Origin of the sequence: Arthrobacter bambusae, from assembly GCF_030812595.1 — a bacterium.
Classification (GTDB): Bacteria; Actinomycetota; Actinomycetes; order Actinomycetales; family Micrococcaceae; genus Arthrobacter; species Arthrobacter bambusae_B.
On sequence record NZ_JAUSSZ010000023.1, the window covers coordinates 15,856 to 37,451 of the forward strand.

The 21,596-nt window shown below is 64.0% G+C and carries 24 protein-coding genes; 12 read left to right on the forward strand and 12 right to left on the reverse strand.

Annotated elements, in window-relative coordinates:
* A complete protein-coding gene (locus J2S96_RS19370) occupies positions 1–1,944 on the reverse strand; it encodes a glucose PTS transporter subunit IIA (protein WP_306867276.1) in 1,944 nt (647 codons plus the stop codon).
* Positions 1,945–2,296: 352 nt separating this feature from the next.
* On the opposite strand from J2S96_RS19370, the gene J2S96_RS19375 reads away from it, so the two are divergent.
* Positions 2,297–2,635, forward strand: coding sequence for a carboxymuconolactone decarboxylase family protein (locus J2S96_RS19375; protein WP_306867279.1), 339 nt, complete (start codon positions 2,297–2,299; stop codon positions 2,633–2,635).
* A gap of 11 nt (positions 2,636–2,646) precedes the next feature.
* On the forward strand, positions 2,647–4,029 hold the full coding sequence (locus J2S96_RS19380) for an MFS transporter (RefSeq protein WP_306867282.1): 1,383 nt from the start codon (positions 2,647–2,649) through the stop codon (positions 4,027–4,029).
* A 290-nt stretch (positions 4,030–4,319) separates the two neighbouring features.
* On the opposite strand, the gene J2S96_RS19385 is transcribed toward J2S96_RS19380, so the two are convergent.
* The 5 genes from J2S96_RS19385 to J2S96_RS19405 all read right to left on the reverse strand — a co-directional run bounded on the left by J2S96_RS19385 (position 4,320) and on the right by J2S96_RS19405 (position 8,126).
* Positions 4,320–4,556 (reverse strand): hypothetical protein, encoded by a 237-nt coding sequence (locus J2S96_RS19385; RefSeq protein WP_306867285.1) that lies wholly within the window; start codon positions 4,554–4,556, stop codon positions 4,320–4,322.
* 15 nt (positions 4,557–4,571) lie between these two features.
* Positions 4,572–5,447 carry a hypothetical protein gene (locus J2S96_RS19390; RefSeq protein WP_306867288.1) on the reverse strand — a complete coding sequence of 292 codons (876 nt, stop codon included), beginning with the start codon at positions 5,445–5,447 and terminating at the stop codon, positions 4,572–4,574.
* A gap of 254 nt (positions 5,448–5,701) precedes the next feature.
* Positions 5,702–6,529: a TrmH family RNA methyltransferase gene (locus J2S96_RS19395; RefSeq protein ID WP_306867291.1), complete on the reverse strand. Its 828-nt coding sequence runs from the start codon at positions 6,527–6,529 to the stop codon at positions 5,702–5,704.
* Between the two features lie 7 nt (positions 6,530–6,536).
* Positions 6,537–7,322, reverse strand: coding sequence for a sulfite exporter TauE/SafE family protein (locus J2S96_RS19400; protein WP_306867295.1), 786 nt, complete (start codon positions 7,320–7,322; stop codon positions 6,537–6,539).
* A gap of 18 nt (positions 7,323–7,340) precedes the next feature.
* Positions 7,341–8,126 carry an ABC transporter ATP-binding protein gene (locus tag J2S96_RS19405; RefSeq protein ID WP_306867297.1) on the reverse strand — a complete coding sequence of 262 codons (786 nt, stop codon included), beginning with the start codon at positions 8,124–8,126 and terminating at the stop codon, positions 7,341–7,343.
* Positions 8,127–8,260: 134 nt separating this feature from the next.
* Between J2S96_RS19405 and serB the strand changes: the two genes are divergently transcribed.
* A complete protein-coding gene (gene serB / locus J2S96_RS19410; RefSeq protein WP_306867300.1) occupies positions 8,261–9,154 on the forward strand; it encodes a phosphoserine phosphatase SerB in 894 nt (297 codons plus the stop codon).
* An 87-nt stretch (positions 9,155–9,241) separates the two neighbouring features.
* On the opposite strand, the gene J2S96_RS19415 is transcribed toward serB, so the two are convergent.
* Both J2S96_RS19415 and J2S96_RS19420 read right to left on the reverse strand, forming a co-directional pair.
* The gene (locus tag J2S96_RS19415; protein WP_306867301.1) at positions 9,242–9,991 is read right to left on the reverse strand and encodes an SDR family oxidoreductase; all 750 of its coding nucleotides are present in this window, start codon (positions 9,989–9,991) and stop codon (positions 9,242–9,244) included.
* Positions 9,992–10,158: 167 nt separating this feature from the next.
* Entirely contained in the window at positions 10,159–10,884 is a 726-nt protein-coding gene (locus J2S96_RS19420) for a beta-ketoacyl-ACP reductase (protein ID WP_306867304.1), read from the reverse strand.
* A 153-nt stretch (positions 10,885–11,037) separates the two neighbouring features.
* Between J2S96_RS19420 and J2S96_RS19425 the strand changes: the two genes are divergently transcribed.
* From J2S96_RS19425 to J2S96_RS19445, 5 genes are all read left to right on the forward strand, one after another.
* The gene (locus J2S96_RS19425; protein ID WP_306867307.1) at positions 11,038–11,553 is read left to right on the forward strand and encodes a DUF3099 domain-containing protein; all 516 of its coding nucleotides are present in this window, start codon (positions 11,038–11,040) and stop codon (positions 11,551–11,553) included.
* Positions 11,550–11,891: a hypothetical protein gene (locus J2S96_RS19430; protein WP_370873172.1), complete on the forward strand. Its 342-nt coding sequence runs from the start codon at positions 11,550–11,552 to the stop codon at positions 11,889–11,891. The genes J2S96_RS19425 and J2S96_RS19430 overlap by 4 nt, the downstream gene beginning before the upstream one ends.
* Entirely contained in the window at positions 11,892–12,749 is an 858-nt protein-coding gene (locus tag J2S96_RS19435; RefSeq protein WP_306867310.1) for an SURF1 family cytochrome oxidase biogenesis protein, read from the forward strand.
* A complete protein-coding gene (locus tag J2S96_RS19440) occupies positions 12,733–13,218 on the forward strand; it encodes a YbaK/EbsC family protein (RefSeq protein WP_306867313.1) in 486 nt (161 codons plus the stop codon). The genes J2S96_RS19435 and J2S96_RS19440 overlap by 17 nt, the downstream gene beginning before the upstream one ends.
* An 87-nt stretch (positions 13,219–13,305) precedes the next feature.
* Positions 13,306–13,749: an SRPBCC domain-containing protein gene (locus J2S96_RS19445; protein WP_306867315.1), complete on the forward strand. Its 444-nt coding sequence runs from the start codon at positions 13,306–13,308 to the stop codon at positions 13,747–13,749.
* A 29-nt stretch (positions 13,750–13,778) separates the two neighbouring features.
* Here the strand turns inward: J2S96_RS19445 and abc-f are convergent, their stop codons facing one another.
* Positions 13,779–15,377 (reverse strand): ribosomal protection-like ABC-F family protein, encoded by a 1,599-nt coding sequence (gene abc-f / locus J2S96_RS19450; protein WP_306867318.1) that lies wholly within the window; start codon positions 15,375–15,377, stop codon positions 13,779–13,781.
* Positions 15,378–15,646: 269 nt separating this feature from the next.
* Here abc-f and J2S96_RS19455 point away from each other — a divergent pair, with 269 nt between their 5' ends.
* The 4 genes from J2S96_RS19455 (at position 15,647) to J2S96_RS19470 (ending at position 18,567) form a co-directional block, all read left to right on the forward strand.
* Positions 15,647–16,408, forward strand: a complete 762-nt coding sequence (locus J2S96_RS19455; protein ID WP_306867321.1) for a hypothetical protein — start codon at positions 15,647–15,649, stop codon at positions 16,406–16,408.
* Positions 16,409–16,581: 173 nt separating this feature from the next.
* Complete coding sequence (locus tag J2S96_RS19460; protein ID WP_306867323.1) at positions 16,582–17,196, forward strand: biotin transporter BioY; 615 nt, start codon at positions 16,582–16,584, stop codon at positions 17,194–17,196.
* Positions 17,197–17,213: 17 nt separating this feature from the next.
* A complete protein-coding gene (locus tag J2S96_RS19465; RefSeq protein WP_306867326.1) occupies positions 17,214–17,936 on the forward strand; it encodes an energy-coupling factor ABC transporter ATP-binding protein in 723 nt (240 codons plus the stop codon).
* A gap of 7 nt (positions 17,937–17,943) precedes the next feature.
* Positions 17,944–18,567, forward strand: coding sequence for an energy-coupling factor transporter transmembrane component T family protein (locus tag J2S96_RS19470; protein ID WP_306867329.1), 624 nt, complete (start codon positions 17,944–17,946; stop codon positions 18,565–18,567).
* Between the two features lie 10 nt (positions 18,568–18,577).
* Here the strand turns inward: J2S96_RS19470 and J2S96_RS19475 are convergent, their stop codons facing one another.
* The 3 genes from J2S96_RS19475 to J2S96_RS19485 form a co-directional block, all read right to left on the reverse strand.
* Positions 18,578–19,795 carry a thiolase family protein gene (locus tag J2S96_RS19475; RefSeq protein WP_306867332.1) on the reverse strand — a complete coding sequence of 406 codons (1,218 nt, stop codon included), beginning with the start codon at positions 19,793–19,795 and terminating at the stop codon, positions 18,578–18,580.
* Positions 19,788–21,197 carry a class I adenylate-forming enzyme family protein gene (locus J2S96_RS19480; protein WP_306867335.1) on the reverse strand — a complete coding sequence of 470 codons (1,410 nt, stop codon included), beginning with the start codon at positions 21,195–21,197 and terminating at the stop codon, positions 19,788–19,790. Before J2S96_RS19480 ends, J2S96_RS19475 begins: the two co-directional genes overlap by 8 nt.
* A gap of 111 nt (positions 21,198–21,308) precedes the next feature.
* A partial coding sequence (locus tag J2S96_RS19485) for an IS30 family transposase (RefSeq protein WP_306867339.1) occupies positions 21,309–21,596 on the reverse strand: 288 nt, incomplete at its 5' end.

The following is a 21,596-nucleotide window of genomic DNA, read 5'->3' on the forward strand; positions in this document are numbered from 1 at the left end:
TCAGCGCGCGACGGCGGCTATGGCCGCACCCGCGCTCACGGCACCGCCGGCGAGCTGCTCGACGGGAGCGTCCTTCGGACCGTTGGTCACGACCACCAGGACAGTGGCCGGGTGACCGGCGGCCCGGATGGCCTCCAGATCGGCCGTGACGAGTGGCTGGCCGGCCTCGACGCGGGTGCCCTTGGCCAGCGGACCGTGGAAACCCTCACCCTTCATGGTCACGGTGTCGATGCCGACGTGCACCAGCACCTCCGCGCCGTCGTCGGTCTTGATGCCGAAGGCGTGGCCGGTCTTCATGGCGACGGCGATGGTGCCGCTAACCGGGGAGACGATGACACTTTCGGACGGCTCGACCGCGATGCCAGGGCCCATGGCTCCGGAGGCGAAGACCGGATCGCTGACCTGGGCCAGCGGCATCACCGTGCCAGCGCAGGGCGCGGCGAGCTCCACCGACTCGGTGCGCACCAGAGTTGCGGTGGTTCCGCTGCCGGCGGCCTCCGCGGCAACCGAACGGCGACCGGACGGTGCGAGGACGGCGCCGCCTGTCCTTGCGGTCGGTTCCGTTGCGGGCTTCTCGAAGCGGAAGGACAGCACGAAGGTCAGCACGGCGGAGACAAGCCCCGAGATCACCAGCGCGATGATGATGTTGATCATGTTCACCAAGGAGTTGTCCCCGATGTACAACAGCACGGCAGGCAGGCCCGAGGATCCGGTAGCGAAACGGTGTGCCTGCGACAAGCCGGCATACAAACCGCCCGCACCGCCACCGATCATGGCCGCGATGAGCGGGTACCGCTTGGGCAGGGCGATGCCGTAGAGGATCGGCTCGGTGATGCCCATGAGACCGGTGATTCCACCGGCGGTCGCAATCTGCCGGGTCTTCTTATCCTTGGTCCGGAAGGCCACGACCAGGGAGGCCGCACCCATGGCAATGTTGGAGACCAGGGCACCGGGACCGAAAATGCTCTCCTTGCCGGTCTGGGCGAGCTGGACGACACCGAGCGGGGCGATGCCGTTGTGCAGGCCGAACATGACCATGATCGGGAGCGTGGCCCCGATGAGAAGGGCCGGGGCCCAGGCGGCGTTGGTGCTCAGGAAGGTGAAGAAGGATCCGAGGTAGCCACTCAGGATGCTGCCGACGGGGCCAAGGACGCCGAGCGCCAGGGTGCCCATGATCAGGAAGGTCAGCATCGGGACGAAGACCAGGTTCACGGACTTCGGGATGACGCGGGTCAGACCACGCTCGACGTAGTACTGGGCGAAGATGATCAGGATGATCGGGATGACCGCCCCGGAGTAGTTCACCAGCGGGAACGGCAGGATCTCGAAGAAGCTGACCGGCTCCTTCTTGGTCACCAGCGCCACCCAGTTTGGGTGCAGCATCATCGCGGCCACGGCGGCGGCGAGAATGGGGCTGATCTTGAGCTTCTGCGCCGCGCTGAAAGCTAGCAGGATCGGCAGGAAGTAGAACACCGCATCGGCGAACAGGTTGACCAGGGCGTAGGTTTGGGAACCGGTGTTCACCACCTTCAGAACCACCAGCAGAGCCAGGAGGGCCTTCACCATACCCGCGCCGGACAAGGCTGGGATCAAGGGCTGGAAGACACTGGAGACGAACTCGATGACTGCCGATCCAATGTTCGTGCGCCTGCCCTTGGCAACGACATCGTCGGCCGTGGCGTTGGCGGACAGATCGCCGAGCTCGCGCTCGATCTCGTCGAAGACGTCTTTGACGTGCATGCCGACGACGACCTGGAACACGCCGCCCTTGGACAGGGTTTTGGCGATGCCCTCCGTGGCATTGAGCTCATCGACGGCGACGGCGTCTTCGTCCTTTAGGGCAAACCGGAGCCTGGTCTGGCAGTGGTAGGCCTCGATGATGTTGGCTTTCCCGCCAACGAGCCGCACGATATCGGCGGCCAAGGGAACATATTGCTTGCTCATGTTTTCCTCGCGTTCTCGAAATGAGGCAACGCGGCTTGAAAAGGGCACAGAAAAGGCCCAAGCCGGTTGACCAATGACGGTCGCAGAGCTTGAGCCTTGCCTCGCCCGAAGCGAGTTACATACCCAGGTCTCGAAAGAACCAGAAGTCATTTTGTCAGGTGATATGAGTCACGTCAAACGGGGTCGACGCGTGCGGTGGCGGAATCCTCGCCCGTTCACAACTACAACGCTAAATCGAGGAACGTAGCCGAGGGAGTCTCCGCTGGTACACCCTTCACTGGAGACTCCCTCCCCCACCGTCTTTGAGATTGGCTGAGTTCGACCCGTCCACCGAACACACAGGAGATAGAGCATGAGCGCCAACGAACAGACCACCGGCTGGAGTGGCGGAAAGAACGCCTTCGGCGACTTCGCACCCGGCATGGTGCACTACACGGACAAGGTCCTCTTCGACGACGTCTGGGAACGCCAGGACCTGTCCAAGCGAGACCGCAGTCTGGTCACCATTGCGGCGCTCACGGCGATGGGCAAGATGGACCAGCTTAAATTCCATTTGGCGTTCGCGCGCCAGAACCGCGTCACCGACGACGAACTCCGGGAGGCCCTCTTGCACCTGGCCTTCTACGCCGGCTGGCCCAACGGCATGGGCGCGACCAGTGTGCTGAAGGGCATCATCGAGGGGCAAAGCTGAGGCAGCCACCCATGACAGCAACGAACGCAGCGGAAAGCGGACCAAGGCACTCCCCGGCCATGCCTCCACAGGCAAGGGTGACGTTACTGACATGCACCTTGGTGTTCTTCGTGATCACCCTGGATGCCGTGATCGTCAACGTTGCCCTGCCCAGCATCAGCACCGAACTCGGCGGGGGCATCGGGGACCTCCAATGGATCGTGGACGCCTACACCCTCATGTTCGCGGCCTTGCTGCTCACCTGCGGCTCCCTTGCGGACCGTATAGGCGCAAAGCGCCTCCTGCTGGCCGGGATGGCCCTGTTCGTCGTGGCGTCCATCGCCTGCGGCCTCGCACCCAGCATGCCAGTCCTGATCGCCTCCCGGTTCGTTCAGGGCACGGCCGCCGCGGCCATGATGCCCGCATCCATGGCGTTGCTGAACCACGCCTACCCGGAGGCCAGAGGGCGGACCCGGGCCGTGGCGATCTGGGCAATGGGCGGCGCGGTCGCCTCCACCTCCGGCCCCGTCCTCGGCGGGCTGCTCACCTTGGCCAGCTGGCGAGGGATCTTCTTCATCAACGTCCCCGTCGGTGTGATCGGCCTCTACCTGATCCTCCGATCGATCTCCACGCCCAGACACACGGCACCGGTCGACTGGGCCGGACAGCTCGCCGGCGTGCTGGCAATGTCCGGACTCACCTTCGGTCTGATCGACGCCGGCGAAGCAGGTTTCACAGCAGCTGCGGTCTTGATCTCGCTCGGAGTGGCCCTGGTCGCAATCATCGCCTTCATCGTGATCGAGGCGCGGGCACAGCATCCCATGGTGCCGACCGACCTGTTCCGGGACCACAACGCCGGAATAAGCATGCTGATCGGCTTCGCCTTCATGGTCGGCTACTACGGACTGCCATTCGTCATGAGCCTGACCCTGCAGCAGCACCGCGGGCTCAGCGCGCTCGGCACCGGACTGGTGTTCCTGCCGATGATGCTCTCAGGACTTATCCTCACCCCCTTCACACCCAGCATCACTGAACGCATCGGCCAGAAGACGCTCATCGTCACAGGCCTGGCGTCCCTATCGGCCGGGCTGGTGCTGCTGGCGGCATTCCCCGCGGCACCGCTGTGGCTCATCGCGGTACTCATGGTCCTCGCGGGGCTCGCGGGCCCGTTCGTCATGCCGCCCACCACGGCGCTCCTGCTGGGCAGCGTTCCAGCCCATCGCAGCGGAATCGCCTCCGGCGTCTTCAACACCAGCCGGCAAGTCGGCGGGGCACTGGCCGTCGCTATGTTCGGCCTCATGCTCAGCAGCTTGGCCTTTCCCACAGGGCAATCCACGGCCCTGCTCACTGCCGCGGGCATCACGGTGGTGACCGCAGGGGCGGCCTTGCTCCTGCGGCCGCGGAGGCCGCGATGAGATGGGTCAGGCCGGTGGCCGTGGTCGCAGACGATCGGGGCAGGCGCGCCCGACCGGAGCAACTACCTCGTCGCGCAGAAGGCAACCGCCGACGAAGCAGGAACGTTGAGCGAGTCCACACGGGCCCGCATGGAGTCTTCGCCGCGAGGTCGAAGACGGGCGAGCGTCGGGGCGCATCCCCGCGCCTTCGACGTTAAGCACGAGGCCGAAGAGCCCCGGCCCGGGGGCATAGTGGCGGGGCCGGACTCCTCATTTGCCTGGCATGTCAAAATCGGAAGCAAGCCTTATGTCTAGCTTGTTTCCCTGTAGTCGTGGTGGACGTCGTTCGGCAGGGACTTTGCCTCGTGTGAGCGGAGTTCTGCTTTCAGCTTCCGTGTCTTCTGGATCTGTACTTCGTTGAGGATCAGGGGAATCAGCACAAAGAGCGGGAAGGCGAGCCGCCCGAAGACCGGGAGGTCTTCGAGAAAGATCGCCCAGAAAACCGCGAAGAGGAATACGGGGCTATACACGTACCGGAAGGCAAGCATGTTCCTCCTTATGCGTTATGCGCAGGCGCGGGCTGGCATGGATATCGCCCCGGCTCCAGGATTCCAAATCTGGAAGCCGTAGCAACCCCACGAGATAAGCCCTGAGCTGGACCTCCAGACGCTTCCGATGTTACGGACGATGTCCTTGGCTGACCCGAGTCCGACGAGGGAGCAGATGGCGCTGAAGACTTTCCCGACCCAGCCCGTGATGCCGATTAGTGTGCAGGAGGCGCCTGGGCCGGCCAGGAGAATCGAAGCCGTCATCTTGCCTATGGTTTCAGCCTCCCAGCCGTACATGGCGACGACCGGGTACGGAATCCACTGGATGGAGGGATCCGCTACGATCGGAAAGTGAGCACCGTCGGTGTTGACGTGCTGGGTGATTTTGGACCCGTTGACGACGTATGATGTCGGGAGCTTCTTACCGATGGCGTCGAGCGCCCATGGGGCACTGATGAACGGGATCACGATGTGGGCGGACTGGTTGCGGAGTTGCACGCCCCCGTCGTTAGTGAGTTCCGCGACATACCCGTCGGGGATCGACATGGAGAAGTCCGCGGAGGACTTGCCCTGGTCGAGGACCATGATCATGCTCTGGGCATCATTGGTGCTGGCAACCACGGCGTTTTGCGCGTCGTCGGCCGCGATGGCCGCGACGAGCGGTCCGACTTCGCCGTGGACTTCCGCAGTCCCGACCATGGCGCCCTGCTTCGTGAAGACGGCGTCGCCCCCGAGAAGGCCGGAAGCCTTGGCGGTGATCCTCTTGACCGTCTGGACCGTGTCCTTAGCGGACTGCGGTTCGGCGGCTTTTGCCGGTGCGGCGAGGCCGACGGACGCGGCAAGAACTGCCGCTGTGATGGCCCCCGTGGCTAACTTCTTCAATGCATACATCAAGACTTCCCCTTGCCTTTGATTGACTTGTAATAAGCACACAAAAGTGATGGTCGCCTCTCACTTTATTTCTCCGGCGTAGACGGATGCATCATCCTGGAGGACTAGATGTGCGCCGATCTAGTTTGGTCCGGTCCATGTGTTGCACACGGTCATGAATACGTGCGGAATCAGAGCGGCCGGGATCGTCTCGAGCAATTCCGGGGGGGTTCGCGACAGTGGGTGGCAGCCACCGACATCAAGGGAGCTTCCGCCTACCGCGTCGCGTAAAACGCCACAGCGGATGACGCCGCGACATTCAGTGAATCCACGCCGTTCATCATCGGAATCGTCACGCGCGCGTCAAGCACCTGATCGGTCTCGGGCCTCAGCCCCTCACCCTCGGTGCCGAAGACGAGCACCAAGTTCTGATGGTCCTGAGATACCAGCTCATCAAGGGTGATGGCACCTTCGCCGAGCGACATGCCGGCCACGAAGTAGCCTGCGTCCTTGAGGATCTCAAGGTCCCCAGGCCACGACTCGATCCGCGTCCAAGGCACCTGGAACACGGTCCCCATCGACACCCGGATGGAACGTCGGTAGAGCGGGTCGGCGCACTCTGGCGAGACCAGGACAGCGTCGACGCCGATGGCTGCGGCGCTCCGGAAAATCGCCCCGACGTTCGTGTGATCGGTAAGGTTCTCAAGGATCGCGATCCGCGAGCGATGCTCCTGCCCAGCCACGCGGCCTGCCCCGGCGAGGAGTTCTTCGAGGGGCAACGGCGCGGGGCGCTGCATGGCAGCCATGGCGCCCCGGTGCAGGTGGAATCCCGTGATTTCCTCAAGGAGTGAAGCCTTGCCGATGTAGGCCGGCACCTCGGGGAACTGTTGGAAAACGTCGTCGAGGCCGTCCAGCCACTTCTCCGCCAGGAAGAAGGAGCGCGGCTGGTGGCCGGCCGCGATGGCGCGCCGCAGGACTCGGGACGATTCGGCGATGTACATGCCTTCCACAGGCTCCCGGAGCTTGCGGAGGTGTACATCGGTCAGTTGCGTGTAGTCGGCAACCCGCGGATCGTCGGCAGACTCAAGGTAGTGGAAAGTCACGGGATTCCTATTTCAGCAGGTTGGCGATCATGAAGCCGAGTGCCACGATGCCGAGGGCGAAGATCACGATCCGCAGGGCCAAGGGTTTCAAGCGCCGTCCCACTTTGGAACCCACCAGTCCGCCGATCAAGGAACTGACCGCAATGACTGCCACCACCGGCCACTCGATCCGGCCAAAGGCAAACAGGAGGTAGGAGCACGCTGCCACCACGTTGACAGCCAGGACCAGGATGTTCTTCATGGCGTTGGCGTTCTGGATGGTGCCCGTCATGAAGACACCAAGAATGCCGACGAGCAAGATGCCTTGGGCAGCGACGAAATAGCCGCCATAGACTCCGGCGAGGTATACCAGCACCACAAGGACCACTGTGTGCCGCTTGTCCTGGATGGCGTGCTCCGGGTTGCCGGCCCGGTCCTGGACCCAGCGTTGGAGTTTGGGCTGGAAGAGCACCATGAGCAGCGCGACCACGATCAAGATGGGAGCGGCGTAGTAGAAAACCTTCTCCGGGAGGTGCAGCAGCAGCCAGGCACCCGTGATGCCGCCAAGCAGGGACGCAGGCAAGAGCCGCAGCAGTTGCTTGCTCCTGCCCTTGAGTTCGTGGCGGTAGCCCCAGGCCCCTGTCACGTTGCCTGCCACAAGCCCCATGGCGTTGCTGATGGTCGCGGTGACGGGAGCATAGCCCAAGGCGATGAGGACGGGAAACGTCACCAGCGTGCCCGAGCCGACCACGCTGTTGATGGTTCCGGCCCACAAGCCCGCGAAAAAGACCAGGATGCCGCTAAGGATCTCCACTGCTTCTCGCTGCCCCGCCTAGCGGCGGGCGGTAGCCGTGTATCGGCCGGAGTTTTCGCTCACGTCCAGGGGCAGGCCGAACGTGTTGCTGAGGTGTTCTGCTGTCAGGACTTCCTCGATGGGTCCCGCGGCAACCACACCGCCGTCGCGAAGCAGCATGGCGTGGGTGAATCCCGGAGGAACTTCTTCAAGATGGTGCGTCACGAGAACCATCGCCGGAGCGTCCTCGTCACGGGCCAGCTCGCCGAGCTTGTGGACGAGCTCTTCGCGACCGCCAAGGTCCAGGCCGGCGGCTGGTTCGTCCAGCAGGAGCAACTCAGGGTCCGTCATGAGGGCCCGGGCGATCTGCACTCGTTTGCGCTCACCTTCGGAAAGCGAGGAGAAGGTCCGGTTCAAGAGCGGACCCATCCCCCATTCATTGAGAAGGCCGAAGGCCCGGCGCTCGTCGTCACGCTCGTATCCCTCACGCCAGCGGCCAGTCACGCCGTAGGCAGCGGTGACCACCACGTTCAGCACGTTTTCCTGCTCCGGGATCTGGGTGGCCAGCGCCGCCGAGGAGAGGCCGATGCGAGGACGGAGCTCGAAGACGTCCACCCGGCCCAGCGTTTCGTCAAGGATCCCGGCTTTTCCGCTGGTGGGGTGCATCCGGGCGGCGGCGATCTGGAGCAGAGTGGTCTTGCCGGCACCGTTGGGACCGAGAATGACCCAGCGTTCGCCTTCATTGACCTGCCAGTCAACCTTGTCCAGCAGGGTCTTGGTACCTCGGACAACGCTGACGGAAGCCAATTCAAGAACATCACTCATAGGAGTAGACACTAGGACAAAAACGGGGGCGATTGATAACCGGAACTTCGCTCACACGCTTTGCGCGTGTGGAACTGCAAACCTGGAGAAACACTAATTCGGGCGGTGGTTCCGCGATCGCTAAGATTGCAGCCATGAGTTCGAACTTGACCGCGGTCAGCTATGGCGTGAATTTGTCCCTTTCGGAGCTTGAAAACCTGCGCACGGTGCTGTCCGGTTCGGGCGCTTCCTTCACGTCGGAGTCGCGTTCGGGGGACGAACGTTTCGGGGTCTACACCATAGGCCTGGCCGTCGACGGGGCTACCGTCGCCGACTTACCCGGCCTCCGGCGGAGGGTCGCAGACGCCGCAGCACCGGGAATGGATACCGCGATCGTCGCCGACGCGCTGCGTGAAGCTTCCCGCAAGCTGCTGATCATGGATGTGGACTCCACCCTGATCCAGCAGGAAGTGATTGAACTGCTTGCCGCGCACGCCGGCAAACGTGAGGAAGTAGCAGCCGTGACGGAAGCCGCGATGCGGGGCGAGCTGGACTTCGCGCAGAGCCTTCACGCCCGGGTGGCGGTCCTCGCGGGCTTGCCGGCCGCCGTCGTCGACGCCGTCCGTGCCGAGGTCCGCCTGAGTGAGGGCGCGGCGGAACTCGTGGCTGCTTTCAAGGCTGCCGGCCATGCGGTGGCGGTGGTGTCCGGTGGATTCAACCAGATCCTTCGGCCTATCGCGGAGGAACTCGGGCTTGACTATTGGATCGCAAATGAGCTTGAGATCGTTGACGGCTTCCTGACGGGCAAGGTCCTTGGCGACGTGATCGACCGCGCCGCCAAAGAGAAGTACCTTCGCGAATGGGCAGCCGCCGAGGGAATCGACATGGAGCACACCATTGCGGTGGGCGACGGCGCGAACGACCTCGACATGCTGGGAGCCGCGGGCATCGGTGTCGCGTTCAACGCCAAGCCTGCCGTCCGGGCGGTAGCCGACGCCGCCATCAACATGCCGTACCTGGATGCCGTCCGGCATATCGCCGGCGTCTAGCTGGAAGTCATGCGCCATGAAAAAAGCGGCCAGGGACTGAGCGATTCAAGCCAGTCCCGGGCCGCTTCCTCATGCGCTGGGAAATGATCAGGCGCTCTTGCCGAAGTAGTCGGCGCCGCCAACGTATTCGGTGTGGCCGCTCTCGACGTCGGCCGTGACCATCTTTGCCACCTCGGCCGCGAATTCCTCCACGGAGTAAAGCTTGCCGGCCTCGGCCCGACGGGCCTCAATGGCGCCCGGGTTGGAGCGGTCCAGCAGAGTGGCCGTCACGGTGCCCTCGATCATGTCGCCGGAAACCACAACGAGCGAGATGCCCTTCTCGGCGAGGTGCGGGAGCAGTTCGCGCAATGCATCCTCGCCCGCGCGCTTGCTGCGGGCGACGGGCTCGTACTCAGGCATCGTGGGAACCGTCTCGACAAAGTGCGCCTGATGACTCGTGACGAACACCACGCGGGAACCTTCCGGCATCAGCGGAACAGCAGCGTTGAGCATGTTGATCTGGGCATCACGGTTGAGCTTGAGGGCGTAGTCCTCCTCCATGCCGGATTCCATGCCGCCGGAAGCGTTGAGCACGAGGACGTTCAGCGAACCGAATTCCTCCATTGCCGCGCTCGCCAGCGCCTGGACGCCTTCCTGAGTAGTCAGGTCCGCGCCGACGGCGACTGCGCGGCCACCTGCCGACTGGATCTCGCCCACTACCTTGTTGGCGCGCGGCGCCTTCTGGCGGTAGTTGACGACGACGGCAGCGCCCTCGCCAGCCAGGATCTTGGCTACTTCAGCGCCGATGCCGCGCGAAGAACCGGTGACGATTGCCGTCTTGTTGTCCAGCAGTCCCATTCGTGCTCCCTTATCTAAGCCGTTCAATTTGTTCAAAACATCCAAGTTCTATTAGCCCCGAGTCAATCATGCCAGCGGGATTCATGATTTCGCCTGTGGGTTCCCCACAAGAACCGCAGGGCAGGCTTTAGAGCCTGGCCCGTGCCCGGTCCAGCGAAAGAGAGTCCTTAGTGGCCCATGCCCAGGCCGCCATCCACCGGGATTACGGCACCGGAAATGTATGCGGCTTCGTCGCTGGCAATCCAGCGGACCACGTTGGCGACCTCGGAAGCCTCGGCAAAGCGGCCGGCCGGAACGCTCGCCAAGTACGCTTTCTGGGTGTCTTCGGGAAGCTCGGCCGTCATGTCAGTGTTGATGAAACCCGGTGCCACCACGTTCGCGGTGATTCCCCGGCTGCCGAGTTCCCGGGTGAGGGAACGGGCGATGCCCACCATGCCGGCCTTGGAGGCCGAGTAATTGATCTGTCCCGGGGCACCGTACAGCCCGGACACGGAAGAGATCAGCACAACCCGGCCCTTGCGCAGGCGGATCATGCCCTTCGAGGCCCGCTTGATGACCCGGAAGGCACCAGTGAGGTTGGTGTCGATGACCGAAGTGAAGTCGTCCTCGCTCATGCGCAATAGCAGGGTGTCCTTGGTGATCCCCGCGTTGGCGACCAAGACTTCAACGGGTCCGTGGGCGGCCTCGACTTCCTTGAACGCGGCGTCAAGGGAGGCCTCGTCGGTCACATCCGCCTTGACGCCCAGGATGCCCTCAGGGAGGGGCGTTTCGCTGCGGTACGTCACTGCCACCTTGTCTCCGTTGGCAAGGAATGCCTCTGCGATAGCCAGGCCGATGCCGCGGTTCCCGCCAGTGACAAGGACACTGCGGGGTGTTGATACTGCTTCAGACATACTTCTCTCCAGAGTTCCGCGGCAGCATTGTGCCGCTTGAAAGTGGGTGATTTCCTGCATCGATCTTAGCCGCCGGCAGGGCCTGCCCGCGGGTAGCTGCGCCCGGCGCGGTTTGGGAGGCCCGTTCCGGGGTGAGAGAATTGAGGGGAGCCGTTGGAGCGTGATGAATCAGCCGTGACAAGAGATAGCAGTCCCCTGCAGGCGCCCGGGGACCCGGACGCCGTTTCGGGTGACCCCGTGGTGCACAGCATTACCGACGCCGCTGCCGCACACTCGGACGACATGCGCGAACGGATGATCAAGTACGCCGTGGCGATGGGTATCCGCTTGGTGTGCCTCATCCTTATTTTCGTGGTCGATGGCTGGTTCAAGATCATCGCGGTGGCAGGGGCCGTATTCCTGCCCTGGATCGCCGTAGTGATCGCCAACGGCAGCGACAAGGCCGAAGTCCACAGCGATGCACTGTTGGACTATGTCCCGGCCGCGGAGCTGGAAGCGTCGCCTGCGGAAGAAGGGGAGCCGCCCGCGGCACCTGTCACCGTTTTGGAGGGTGAACTCATCGACGACGACACGGCCCATCAGGACACTGCCACCCCGGAACCGGATGACTTCACCGGCAGCGGGCGGCGCAAATATCCGTTCGGCGGGGAAGGACAGGCGGCTTCATGAACATCTTCACCATGGGCGGCCTTGGGCTGGAAAATGAGCAGCACGCCGGCCAGGGCGAGACGCCACCGGCGGTTTGTTCACGCAAGGCGTGCCGTGCAGGAGCTGCGTGGCAGCTCCTGTGGAACAATCCACGTATCCATACTCCCGAACGCCGAAAGGTGTGGCTTTCGTGCGAAGAGCACCGGGACTGGTTGGAGGACTACCTGCGGACCCGCGGCCTGTGGAAGGAGACAATACCTTTCGAACACGTGTCCACCGGAAATGAGCCTGGCCTAGCCGGTTCCGCTCCGCAGTCCGCAGACCTGGACACCACCACTGACACAGGCGAGGCCCGCTGAATGTATCGCTTCCTTTTTTCCAGGAAGTGGCTGGGCTACTTCGTGTTGGCCGTGATCTTCGCGACCGGCTGCGTCTTGCTGGGCCGCTGGCAAATGGACCGCAGGGCGGAGACGTTGGCGGAAATCAACCGTGTCGTCAACAACTATTCAGCCACTCCCCTCCCCTTCTCAGCCGCCAAAGCCCAATTCCAATCGCTGGATCCGGAACGGGAATGGACGCAAGTGGAACTCCATGGGAGTTATGATGTCTCGGGCCAACGCGTCGTCCGCAACCGACCCCTCAATGGCCAGCCGGGATACGAGGTAGTGGTCCCGTTCCGATTGACGAGCGGCGACGCAGTGGTGGTTGACCGAGGCTGGTTGCCCATCGGAAACAAGACACCCGGCCATCCCGACAGCATCCCGGCCCCGCCCGCCGGAGAGGTCACCGTCGTCGTACGTTTGCAGGCTTCGGAGGCCAACCTCGGCCGTGGGGCCGTCGATGGCCAGCTGCAATCCATCGATCTTCCTGCCTACGCCGCGGAACTTCACTACCCCATCATGACCGGCGCCTACGGGCAGTTGGCCACGGAATCGCCCGCTGCCCCGGTGATGCCCGCGCCGTTCGCCAAACCGGCCACGGACGAGGGAACCCACCTCTCCTACTCCTTGCAGTGGTTTGCCTTCGGCGTCCTGATGTTCGTCGGATTTGGCTACGCGGCCAGGCAACAGGCCCGGAATGCCCGGATTGATGCCGAGGACGAGGAAGAGGATGAGATCGGCGTGCTGCCTCGTCGCAAGGCACCCGCGCCACGGAAATCGAAGAGGCCGACGGCCGAAGAAGAGGAAGACGCAATCCTGGATGCACAAGGGTACTGAGACGGTCCCGGCCCCCGTCCTGAATGTGAAGTCGGCCCTGACCGCCGCCGGCGCCCAGGATACGGTGCGCACTTTCGACGACGAAGTGCCCACGGCAGCTGCGGCAGCTTCCCTGCTCGGTTGCGATGTTGCGGCCATCGCCAACAGCCTGGTGTTCGAGGTCGGCGGTGCGCCCCTGTTGATTCTCGCTAGCGGGGCAGGGAAGGTGGACACCGCCCTGGTAGCGGCTTCCTTGGGGACAGCCGAAATTCGCCGGGCCAGCCCGGCCTTCGTCTTGGAACACACTGGACAGGCCGTAGGCGGCGTGGCGCCGGTTGGGCACCCGCGGCCCATTCGAACGATCCTCGACATTTCGCTCCAGGAGCACCGACTGCTCTGGGCAGGCGCTGGTGACCATAATTCGATGTTCTCCATCAGTTACGGCGAACTCCAACGGATTACGGGCGCCCAGCCACTGAAGGTCCGCTGAGGCGTTGCCTTGCGGAGCGGCTGAACGTGGAGCGGCTAAACCGCCGGAGCCGTTGATTCGACTCGCCCTCGGGCTAGGCTGGTGAGCATGGCTGAATACACCTACGTCACATACATCGAGGGAACCCCGGACCAGATTTGGACGGCACTGACGGACGAGGCCCAAAGCGCCGAGTACTGGGGCCACGCCAATGTCTCGGATTGGAAGCCAGGCTCGCGATGGGAACACCGGCGGACGGATGGCTCCGGAACTGCCGACGTCGTGGGAACCATCCTGGAAGCAACGCCGTCGGCGCGCTTGGTGAACACCTGGGAGGATCCAGCGGTTCCGGAGGTGGTGAAGCCCGACGTCGTCACCTTCACCATCGAGTCGCATGACGGTATTGCCCGGCTCACCGTCCATCACAGGAACATCGCCGACGACGAACAGTTGGCCATTGCAAGCCACGGCTGGTCGGCCGTCCTGTCCAATCTGAAAAGCTACATTGAGCTGGGCCGCCCGCTTTCCTCCGCGCCGTGGGAAATGCGCTGACGGGGCGGGAATGCGCTTGACCCGCTCCCCTACGCGAGGGTGATGAGGTCCAGGTAGTCTTCGTTCCAGTGGTCCTCGACGCCGTCCGGAAGCAGGACCACCCGTTCCGGGTTCAGCGCAGCCACGGCGCCTTCATCGTGGCTGACGAGGACGACGGCGCCGGAATAGTTCCGCAGTGCGCTGAGGATCTCAGCGCGGCTGGCAGGGTCGAGGTTGTTGGTGGGCTCGTCCAGGAGCAGCACGTTGGCGCTCGAGGCCACGATCGTGGCGAGGGCCAATCGCGTCTTCTCACCACCGGAAAGCACACCTGCCGGCTTGTCCACATCGTCGCCCGAGAACAAGAAGGAACCGAGGATCCCGCGGACCTCGGCGTCCTTCATGTCCGGAGCCGACGACCGCATGTTCTCCAGGACGGTGCGGCCGTGGTCGAGGGTTTCGTGTTCCTGTGCGTAGTAGCCCACTTTGAGCCCGTGGCCCGGGACGATGTCGCCGGTGTCCGGCTTGTCCACCCCGGCGAGCATCCGCAGGAGGGTGGTTTTGCCGGCACCGTTGAGCCCTAGGATAACCACCTTGGATCCGCGGTCGATTGCCAGGTCCACGTCTGTGAAGATTTCCAGGGAACCGTAGGACTTGCTCAGGCCTTCTGCCGTGAGCGGAGTCTTGCCGCACGGAGCAGGATCCGGGAAACGCAAGGCTGCCACGCGGTCATTCTCGCGGACCGCTTCCAGTCCGCCAAGCAGCCGTTCGGCGCGCTTCGCCATGTTCTGCGCCGCCACTGCCTTGGTGGCCTTGGCACGCATTTTGTTGGCCTGGTCCATGAGGACCTGGGCCTTCTTCTCGGCATTCGCGCGTTCCCGCTTACGGGCGCGTTCATCGGTTTCACGCTGTTGCAGGTAGCGCTTCCAACCCATGTTGTAGAAGTCGATTTGCGCCCTGTTGGCGTCCAGGTGATAAACCTTGTTGACCGTGGCTTCGAGGAGCTCCACGTCGTGGCTGATCACGATCAGGCCGCCCTGGTGGCCCTTGAGGAAGTCCCGGAGCCAGGTGATCGAGTCCGCGTCGAGGTGGTTGGTGGGTTCGTCCAGGAGGAGTGTTTCGGCGTCCGAGTAGAGGATCCGGGCCAGCTCCACGCGACGGCGCTGGCCGCCCGAGAGTGTCTTGAGCGGCTGGTTCAGGAGCCGCTCGGGAAGGGCCAGGTTGGAGGAAATCGCTGCAGCTTCGGCCTCGGCCGCATAACCGCCTCCGGCGAGGAACTCGGCTTCCAAGCGGTCGTAACGGTTCATGGCTTTGCGCTGGACCGTGGCGTCTTCGCTGGACATGTCCGCCTGCGCCTGCCGTAGCTTGCCCACCACCACGTCGAGGCCGCGGGCGGAAAGAATACGGTCGCGTGCCAACTGCTCCATGTCCGGGGTGCGAGGGTCCTGTGGCAGATAGCCAATCTCACCGCTCCGGGCAACCTTGCCCGCAGCCGGCAGCCCCTCGCCGGCGAGGACGCGGGTCAGGGTCGTCTTACCTGCGCCGTTCCGGCCCACCAGACCGATTTTGTCCCCCTTGTCCACGCGGAAGCTCACCTGGTCCATGAGCAGGCGGGCGCCGGCGCGCAGTTCAAGTTCCTGGACGGTAATCAATTCGGGGGATGCCTTTCAATGGGGAACACCCGCAGCGCCGGAGGTCAAGGCGCGGCTGAAGTGGAGGGGCCGAACAAACGGCCTTGACAATTCTACCGCCCGCGAGGTCTCACGCTCGCCAGCAACGAAGGCAGGGCGGATGTTCCGGAAATAGTAAGTACCCTTGCTACTATTTTCGGCACATGGTTAGGTGAATGTAGGAACCCGCAGGGAACGCCGCACAGTGGCTCAGGATGAATCCGAATGGACAATTGCGAGGGAGGCACTCGATGAGCAGTGCAACAGGATCCGATGGCAAGCACGTCCGTGCTGTCCGTGGCGACGATGAAGTCCCGTACACTGCCGAACCACGGACTGACCGAGTAGATGATGTGCGTGGAAACGGCGCAGGCTACGTCGACGAAACGAGCAGCTATCCCGTGGTTCCCGCCGCTTCCGACCCGGACGCCGCCACCCGTGAGACCGTCGTCGCCCGTGAAAGAGAGCAGTTCGGCGGAATCAAGATCGGCTCCGCCTTCTTCGGTTGGCTGACCGCCACGGGGATGGCCGTGCTGCTGGTAGCCATCCTTGCGGCGGCGGGGGTCGGTGTCGGGCTCGCCAACAACGCAAACGTCAGTGACGCAGTGAACCTGGCGTCGTCGCAAACCGTCGGCATTGCGGGGATCATATCGCTCCTGGTGATCCTGTTCCTTTCCTATTATTGCGGCGGCTACGTGGCCGGACGCATGGCCCGGTTCAACGGCGTCAGGCAGGGGCTCATGGTCTGGTTTTGGGCAGTCATCGTCGCCGTCCTGGTGGCGTTGCTGGGGTTGGCCGCCGGACCGCGGTTCAATATCCTCGCCAACGTGAACAGCTTCCCGAGGATTCCCGTGAATGAGGGTCAGCTGAGCACAACCGGCATCATCGCCACCGTCGTAGTGGCAGTTGTGACCCTCGTCGCCGCGGCACTGGGAGGACTGGCCGGCATGCACTTCCACCGCAAGGTGGATCGCGCGGGCTTCACTCCAACGGACGACGAGATCGAGGCTTAGCGAAAGCTCGGGCCGCGAGCAGTATCAATCCGCGAGCAGCATCAATCTTTGTACCTTGGCCCCAAGGCCTTGCCGTGCTGCTCGTGGACACCCTACAAAATTCCGTGCCAGGTTGCTCGGTAGTGTCGGTTTCAGGGGATCCATCCGCCCCCACGGCACAGACAGGACACACCATGAGCAGCACCGGCACCGCATCCACGCGGCAAACTTCCCCGCGCACCCGCTGGACGTCGACGGACATCGGCCTCATCGCCGTATTCGCGGCCCTCGTTGCCGCCTCAACGCAGGTCCCGGGGATCCCGGTCGGCGCCCTTGGCGTGCCGATTACGCTGCAGACCCTCGCCGTCATCCTCACCGGCCTCGTGCTCGGCGGCGGCCGGGCTTTTGCCGCCGTCGGGCTTTACACCCTCCTCGGCTTCGCGGGACTGCCGATCTTCAGCGGTGGCCGTAGCGGGCTCGGTATCCTCGCAACACCGTCGGCCGGCTACATCATCGCCTTTCCCTTGGCGGCGGCCGCCACCGGCTGGCTGGCCGCGATCGTGATCCGCAGGACGGTCAAGTACCGTGCCCTTTTCCTGTTCACCGCGGCCATGATCAGCACCATCGTCCTCATCCACGGGCTCGGTGTGCTTGGCTTCATGGTCAACGCCAAGTTCGACTTCACCAAGGCCTTCCTGGCCGACCTGCCCTACTACCCCGGGGACACCATTAAGAACGTCCTGGCGGCGATCATCGCCGTCTCCCTCCACAAGGCCTTCCCGGACATCCTGGTCCGCCGCGTCAAGTAGGGCGGAACAAGCAGGACATGAACACCATCATTCTCAGCGAAGTCTCCGTGCGCGTGGCCGTCGATGGCAATCCGACGCCCAAGACCTTGCTGCAGGACGTCTCGTTGGCACTCACAGAGCAACGCATCGCGGTCATCGGGGCCAACGGTTCAGGAAAATCCACTCTGCTGCGCCTGCTCAACGGCCTGGTGGCGCCAAGCGAAGGTACCGTCAAAGTCAACGGCGCAGACAGCATCCGCGACGTTCGCCAGGTTCGCAGCAAGGTGGGCTTCGTCTTCACCGATCCCCTCTCTCAGCTGGTCATGCCGACCGGCCGGGAGGATGTTGAACTCTCCCTGCGCCGTTCCATCAAGAACTCCAAAGAACGCAGGGCCCGGGCGGAAGCCGTCCTGGAACGGTTCGGCCTCCTCGACCTCGCCGACCAGAGCATTTACGAGCTCTCCGGCGGGGAACGGCAACTGCTCGCGCTGGCTGCAGTCCTCGCGGTCAACCCCGCCGTACTGGTCCTCGACGAACCTTCAACGCTGCTGGACCTGCGCAACCGGGAGCTGCTCAGGCGGACCCTTGCGGGCCTGGAGCAACAGATCATCATGTCCACCCACGATCTCGGCCTTGCCCTCGAAGCGGATCGTGCCCTGGTGGTGGATGACGGGCGGATAGTGTTCGACGGCGGAGCAGCCGACGCCGTCGAACACTACCGTGCGCTTTGCGCCGCAGAGCCCGCCCAAGGCGCACGGTGAAAACGAAATGAGGGGCCACGGGGTCCTGATCCCCAACTATGTGCCGGGCGACTCGCTCGTGCACCGCGCGCCCCTGTGGCTCAAGTTTCTGCTGGTTGCCGGCTGCGGTCTTGCATCATTCCTGATTGTCGACTGGCTTGTCTCAGCAGTGGTCCTCGCGGTGATGTGCGGGCTCTTCCTCCTGAGCGGCGCGGGGTTCCGGAGGCTCGCGCGTTCCGTGTGGCTCGTGACGCCCATCCTCGTTGTGATCGGCGCCTTCCAGTGGTGGCAACTAGGCGGGCCAGTTGCCGCGCGGATCGTGCTCAATGTGCTTGTCTGCGTCGTCGCCGCGTCGGTGCTCACCGTCACGACTCCGGTGCAGGCCTTGCTGGATGGGGTGGTTGCCCTTTCCAAGCCGTTTCAGCGTTTCGGGGCGGATCCTGAGCGCTTCGCCCTGACCATCGCCATCATGCTGCGCAGCATTCCGTTCATCGCCGGCGCATTCTCCGATGTCCGCGACTCGGCCCGCGCGCGGGGGCTGGACCGCAATCCCCGTGCCCTGGTCTTGCCTGTATTCATCACCACGGTTGCCTATGCCCGGCAGACCGGGGATGCCTTGGCCGCGCGCGGCCTTGGCGAAGCCGAAAACTAACCACAGGAGCCTAGTCGGCTGCCAACTGCGCATATCGGAACATCGCCGCAGTGCCCATTCCGCCTGCGATGCTGATCATCGCAAGCGCCAAGCTCTCCCGGCCTGGCTGCGATTGGGCAATCCTGCGGCCTTGGGCCAGCAGCCGTGTCACCAGGACAGCTCCCGAGGCACCAAAGGCGTGTCCCAGGGCCAGCGCTCCGCCGTCGAGGTTCGCCCGCTCCGGACGCACGCCCAGCGCGCCAAGGCAGGCAAGGGTCTGCGAAGCGAATGCCTCGTTGAACTCCACGAGGTCCAGTTTTCCGGGTTCAAGATCAAGCTCGGCCAGCAATCGCTTGGCCGCCACCGAAGCTCCGATCCCCAGCAGTTCCGGGTCCACGCCTGCGGTGTCACAGCCCAGGACGAGCAGTCCGTCGGCGGCACCTAGTTGCCGCGCCCGCTGCAGTGAAGTGATAACGACGGCGGAGGCGGCGTCAGCGTCGAAGCAGGAGTTTCCAGCCGTCACGGTGCCGCCCGGGACGAATGCGGGTGGAAAGCGTTCCATGAGTCCGGCTTTGAGGGACACCCTCGGTCCGTCATCGGCCTGCACCACGGCACCCGCTGCTTCCAAGTGCACAATTTCGGAAGCGAATACGCCCGCGGCACGGGCAGCGACGGCGCGCTGGTGACTCCGCAGGGCGAAATCGTCTTGTTGCTCGCGGCTGATGGAGAATTCCCGCGCCACGTTTTCGGCGGCCACACCCATGTCCGGGTCCCCGAACTCGGGCGGGACGAAGGTGGCCCGGGCGTAGAAGTCCGGTTCGCCGTCGGGGTCCTGATTTCGCCTGGCACGCAGCGGAGCGGTGCTGATGCTCTCCACTCCCCCGGCCAGGAAAACGCCGTTGCCGCCCGCGGCCACGAGCCGGGAGGCCAAGGCGATCGCATCGAGTCCGGAACCGCACTGACGGTCCACGGTCAGTCCTGGAACCCCTACAGGCAGTCCCGCGTGCAATGCGGCATACCGGGCCAGGTTTCCGCCACCGCCCACCGCATTGCCGATGACGACGTCGCTGACCTCCGAACCGGCAACGCCCGCGGTTGCCAGCAGTGAGCGCAGGACCGGGGAGAGGAGTTCCTCGGCGCGAAGCGACTTCAGTTGTCCGTTGGCCCGGCAAATAGGTGTCCGCAGGGCCGCAATAATCACCGCTTGGCGGGAAGGGTCCAATCCGGTGCCGAGCTCGCGGCTATGCAAGGGGCTTCGCCCGCGGATCGTTGTTCTCAATCCAGTCGAGCAACAGCTGCCGGCTTACCTTCCCGCGGTCCGTCACGGGCAATTCGGACAGCGTGAAATACCGCTGGGGTCGCTTCTCCCGGGCGAGCAATCCGTCCAGGCCCGTCTTCACTTGTGTTGCCGTCACCGAGCCGTAGGCGGGCACGATTGCTGCGACCACTTTCTGGCCGCGGACCTCGTCCGGCATTCCGGCCGCGACGGCTGCCGAGACGCCGGGGACCGATGCCAGGGCGAGCTCCACCTCGTGCGGATAGACATTCCGCCCGGAGGTGATGATCATGTCAGAGCGACGGCCGAGGATATGCAGGACCCCGGAGTCCACATAGCCCTGGTCCCCCACCGTGTACCAACCGTCAAAGCACCGCAGCGCCTGGCCGTCGTCGCCCCACAAATACCCATTGCTCACCATCCCGGAGCAGACGCAGATGTTTCCGTCGGCCCCTTCGGGCCGCTCAACGCCGTCGTCGTCTGTGATCCTTAGTTCAACCCCGGGAAACGGCTTGCCGATGCCGGTGCCGCCGGCGTCGAGCGGTTCCCCGGCGTTGAGGCGCGTTCCCGAAACGAAACTGAGCTCGGACGCGCCGTAATATTCGAAAATCGCCGCATTGGGCGCCCAGCGCCTGGCGGCTTCAAGGGTTCGGGCGTCCAGCTTCGATCCCGCGCAGATGATGCTCCGCACGCCGGATGCGTCCACCCCTCCGGTCAGTCCGCGTTCGCTCAACAGGCGCAGCATGGTGGGCACAAGGACCAAGCGCGTCACGCCGTCGTAACTGATGGCTGCGTGGGCATCGCCGACGTCGAAAGTCTCCATTGTGTGGAAGGCCGCCCCTGCATACAGGCATTCGGACAAGGCGTACAGATTCAAGCTCGCGGCCAGCGGCCCCGGAGCGAGGGTCTTGTCCTCCGGCGCCAGCCCGAAGAATTCGATGGAGGCGTCAAACGAGACCTGCCACGAGCGTCGTGAACGGGTGAAGGCCTTGGGTACGGAGGTGGTCCCGGACGTCAAGCCGATCAGGAACGTGCTGTCCGGATGGCCGTCGGTTAGCTCGTCACCAGCGCCCGGGTTCCGGCCTGCGGCTGGTCCGGTTTGTCCGATCCTCTGGGTGACTTCGTCGATCATGGCCTGCGGCCACAACGGGTCGAGCACGGCACAGCACCGCTCGCCGGCCACCGCGGCCGTGTAATCCACCACGAAGTCCAGCGAGTTGGGCTCGGCGAGTACCGCCGTCGGGGCCGTCTCCCCTAGGCGCAAGGTCGCGGCGTCCCGGAGGTCGGCCCAGCTGAGCCGCTTACCACCAACGACGACGGCGGTGTCGTCGGGGCGTTCATCGGCCCAGAGCTGAAGTTTGTCCAGAAAAGGCATCATCGAATTTTAGCCCCTGCAGCGCCTTGGGCATGCATATGACGACAAGTACGACGACGGCCGGCCAACTTCCCGTGGGCGGTTTCTAGGGGTCGTTGCAACACCTGTTGGTTAGGTGGTTAGTAGTAAATCACGTAGGCGCTCGGCTGGAGTTTTCCAGCCGAGCGTTTTGCGTGGGCGGCCGTTGAGTTCCTGGGCGACGTGTTCGAGGTCTTCGGGTCCGTAGGCGGACAGGTCGGTGCCTTTGGGGAAGTATTGGCGCAGCAGGCCGTTGGTGTTTTCGTTTGAGCCGCGTTGCCAGGGGCTGGCGGGGTCACAGAAGTAGACCTGCATGTCTGTGGCGAGGGTGAAGGATTTGTGGGCGGCCATTTCGGCGCCCTGGTCCCAGGTCAGGGATCC

Excerpts from the sequence above, each read along its gene's own strand:
- J2S96_RS19370 (WP_306867276.1), bottom strand. The coding sequence starts at position 1,944 with ATGAGCAAGCAATATGTTCCCTTGGCCGCCGATATCGTGCGGCTCGTT.
- J2S96_RS19375 (WP_306867279.1), top strand. The coding sequence starts at position 2,297 with ATGAGCGCCAACGAACAGACCACCGGCTGGAGTGGCGGAAAGAACGCC.
- J2S96_RS19380 (WP_306867282.1), top strand. The coding sequence starts at position 2,647 with ATGACAGCAACGAACGCAGCGGAAAGCGGACCAAGGCACTCCCCGGCC.
- J2S96_RS19385 (WP_306867285.1), bottom strand. The coding sequence starts at position 4,556 with ATGCTTGCCTTCCGGTACGTGTATAGCCCCGTATTCCTCTTCGCGGTT.
- J2S96_RS19390 (WP_306867288.1), bottom strand. The coding sequence starts at position 5,447 with ATGTATGCATTGAAGAAGTTAGCCACGGGGGCCATCACAGCGGCAGTT.
- J2S96_RS19405 (WP_306867297.1), bottom strand. The coding sequence starts at position 8,126 with ATGAGTGATGTTCTTGAATTGGCTTCCGTCAGCGTTGTCCGAGGTACC.
- serB (WP_306867300.1), top strand. The coding sequence starts at position 8,261 with ATGAGTTCGAACTTGACCGCGGTCAGCTATGGCGTGAATTTGTCCCTT.
- J2S96_RS19415 (WP_306867301.1), bottom strand. The coding sequence starts at position 9,991 with ATGGGACTGCTGGACAACAAGACGGCAATCGTCACCGGTTCTTCGCGC.
- J2S96_RS19420 (WP_306867304.1), bottom strand. The coding sequence starts at position 10,884 with ATGTCTGAAGCAGTATCAACACCCCGCAGTGTCCTTGTCACTGGCGGG.
- J2S96_RS19430 (WP_370873172.1), top strand. The coding sequence starts at position 11,550 with ATGAACATCTTCACCATGGGCGGCCTTGGGCTGGAAAATGAGCAGCAC.
- J2S96_RS19435 (WP_306867310.1), top strand. The coding sequence starts at position 11,892 with ATGTATCGCTTCCTTTTTTCCAGGAAGTGGCTGGGCTACTTCGTGTTG.
- J2S96_RS19440 (WP_306867313.1), top strand. The coding sequence starts at position 12,733 with ATGCACAAGGGTACTGAGACGGTCCCGGCCCCCGTCCTGAATGTGAAG.
- J2S96_RS19445 (WP_306867315.1), top strand. The coding sequence starts at position 13,306 with ATGGCTGAATACACCTACGTCACATACATCGAGGGAACCCCGGACCAG.
- J2S96_RS19455 (WP_306867321.1), top strand. The coding sequence starts at position 15,647 with ATGAGCAGTGCAACAGGATCCGATGGCAAGCACGTCCGTGCTGTCCGT.
- J2S96_RS19460 (WP_306867323.1), top strand. The coding sequence starts at position 16,582 with ATGAGCAGCACCGGCACCGCATCCACGCGGCAAACTTCCCCGCGCACC.
- J2S96_RS19465 (WP_306867326.1), top strand. The coding sequence starts at position 17,214 with ATGAACACCATCATTCTCAGCGAAGTCTCCGTGCGCGTGGCCGTCGAT.
- J2S96_RS19470 (WP_306867329.1), top strand. The coding sequence starts at position 17,944 with ATGAGGGGCCACGGGGTCCTGATCCCCAACTATGTGCCGGGCGACTCG.
- J2S96_RS19480 (WP_306867335.1), bottom strand. The coding sequence starts at position 21,197 with ATGCCTTTTCTGGACAAACTTCAGCTCTGGGCCGATGAACGCCCCGAC.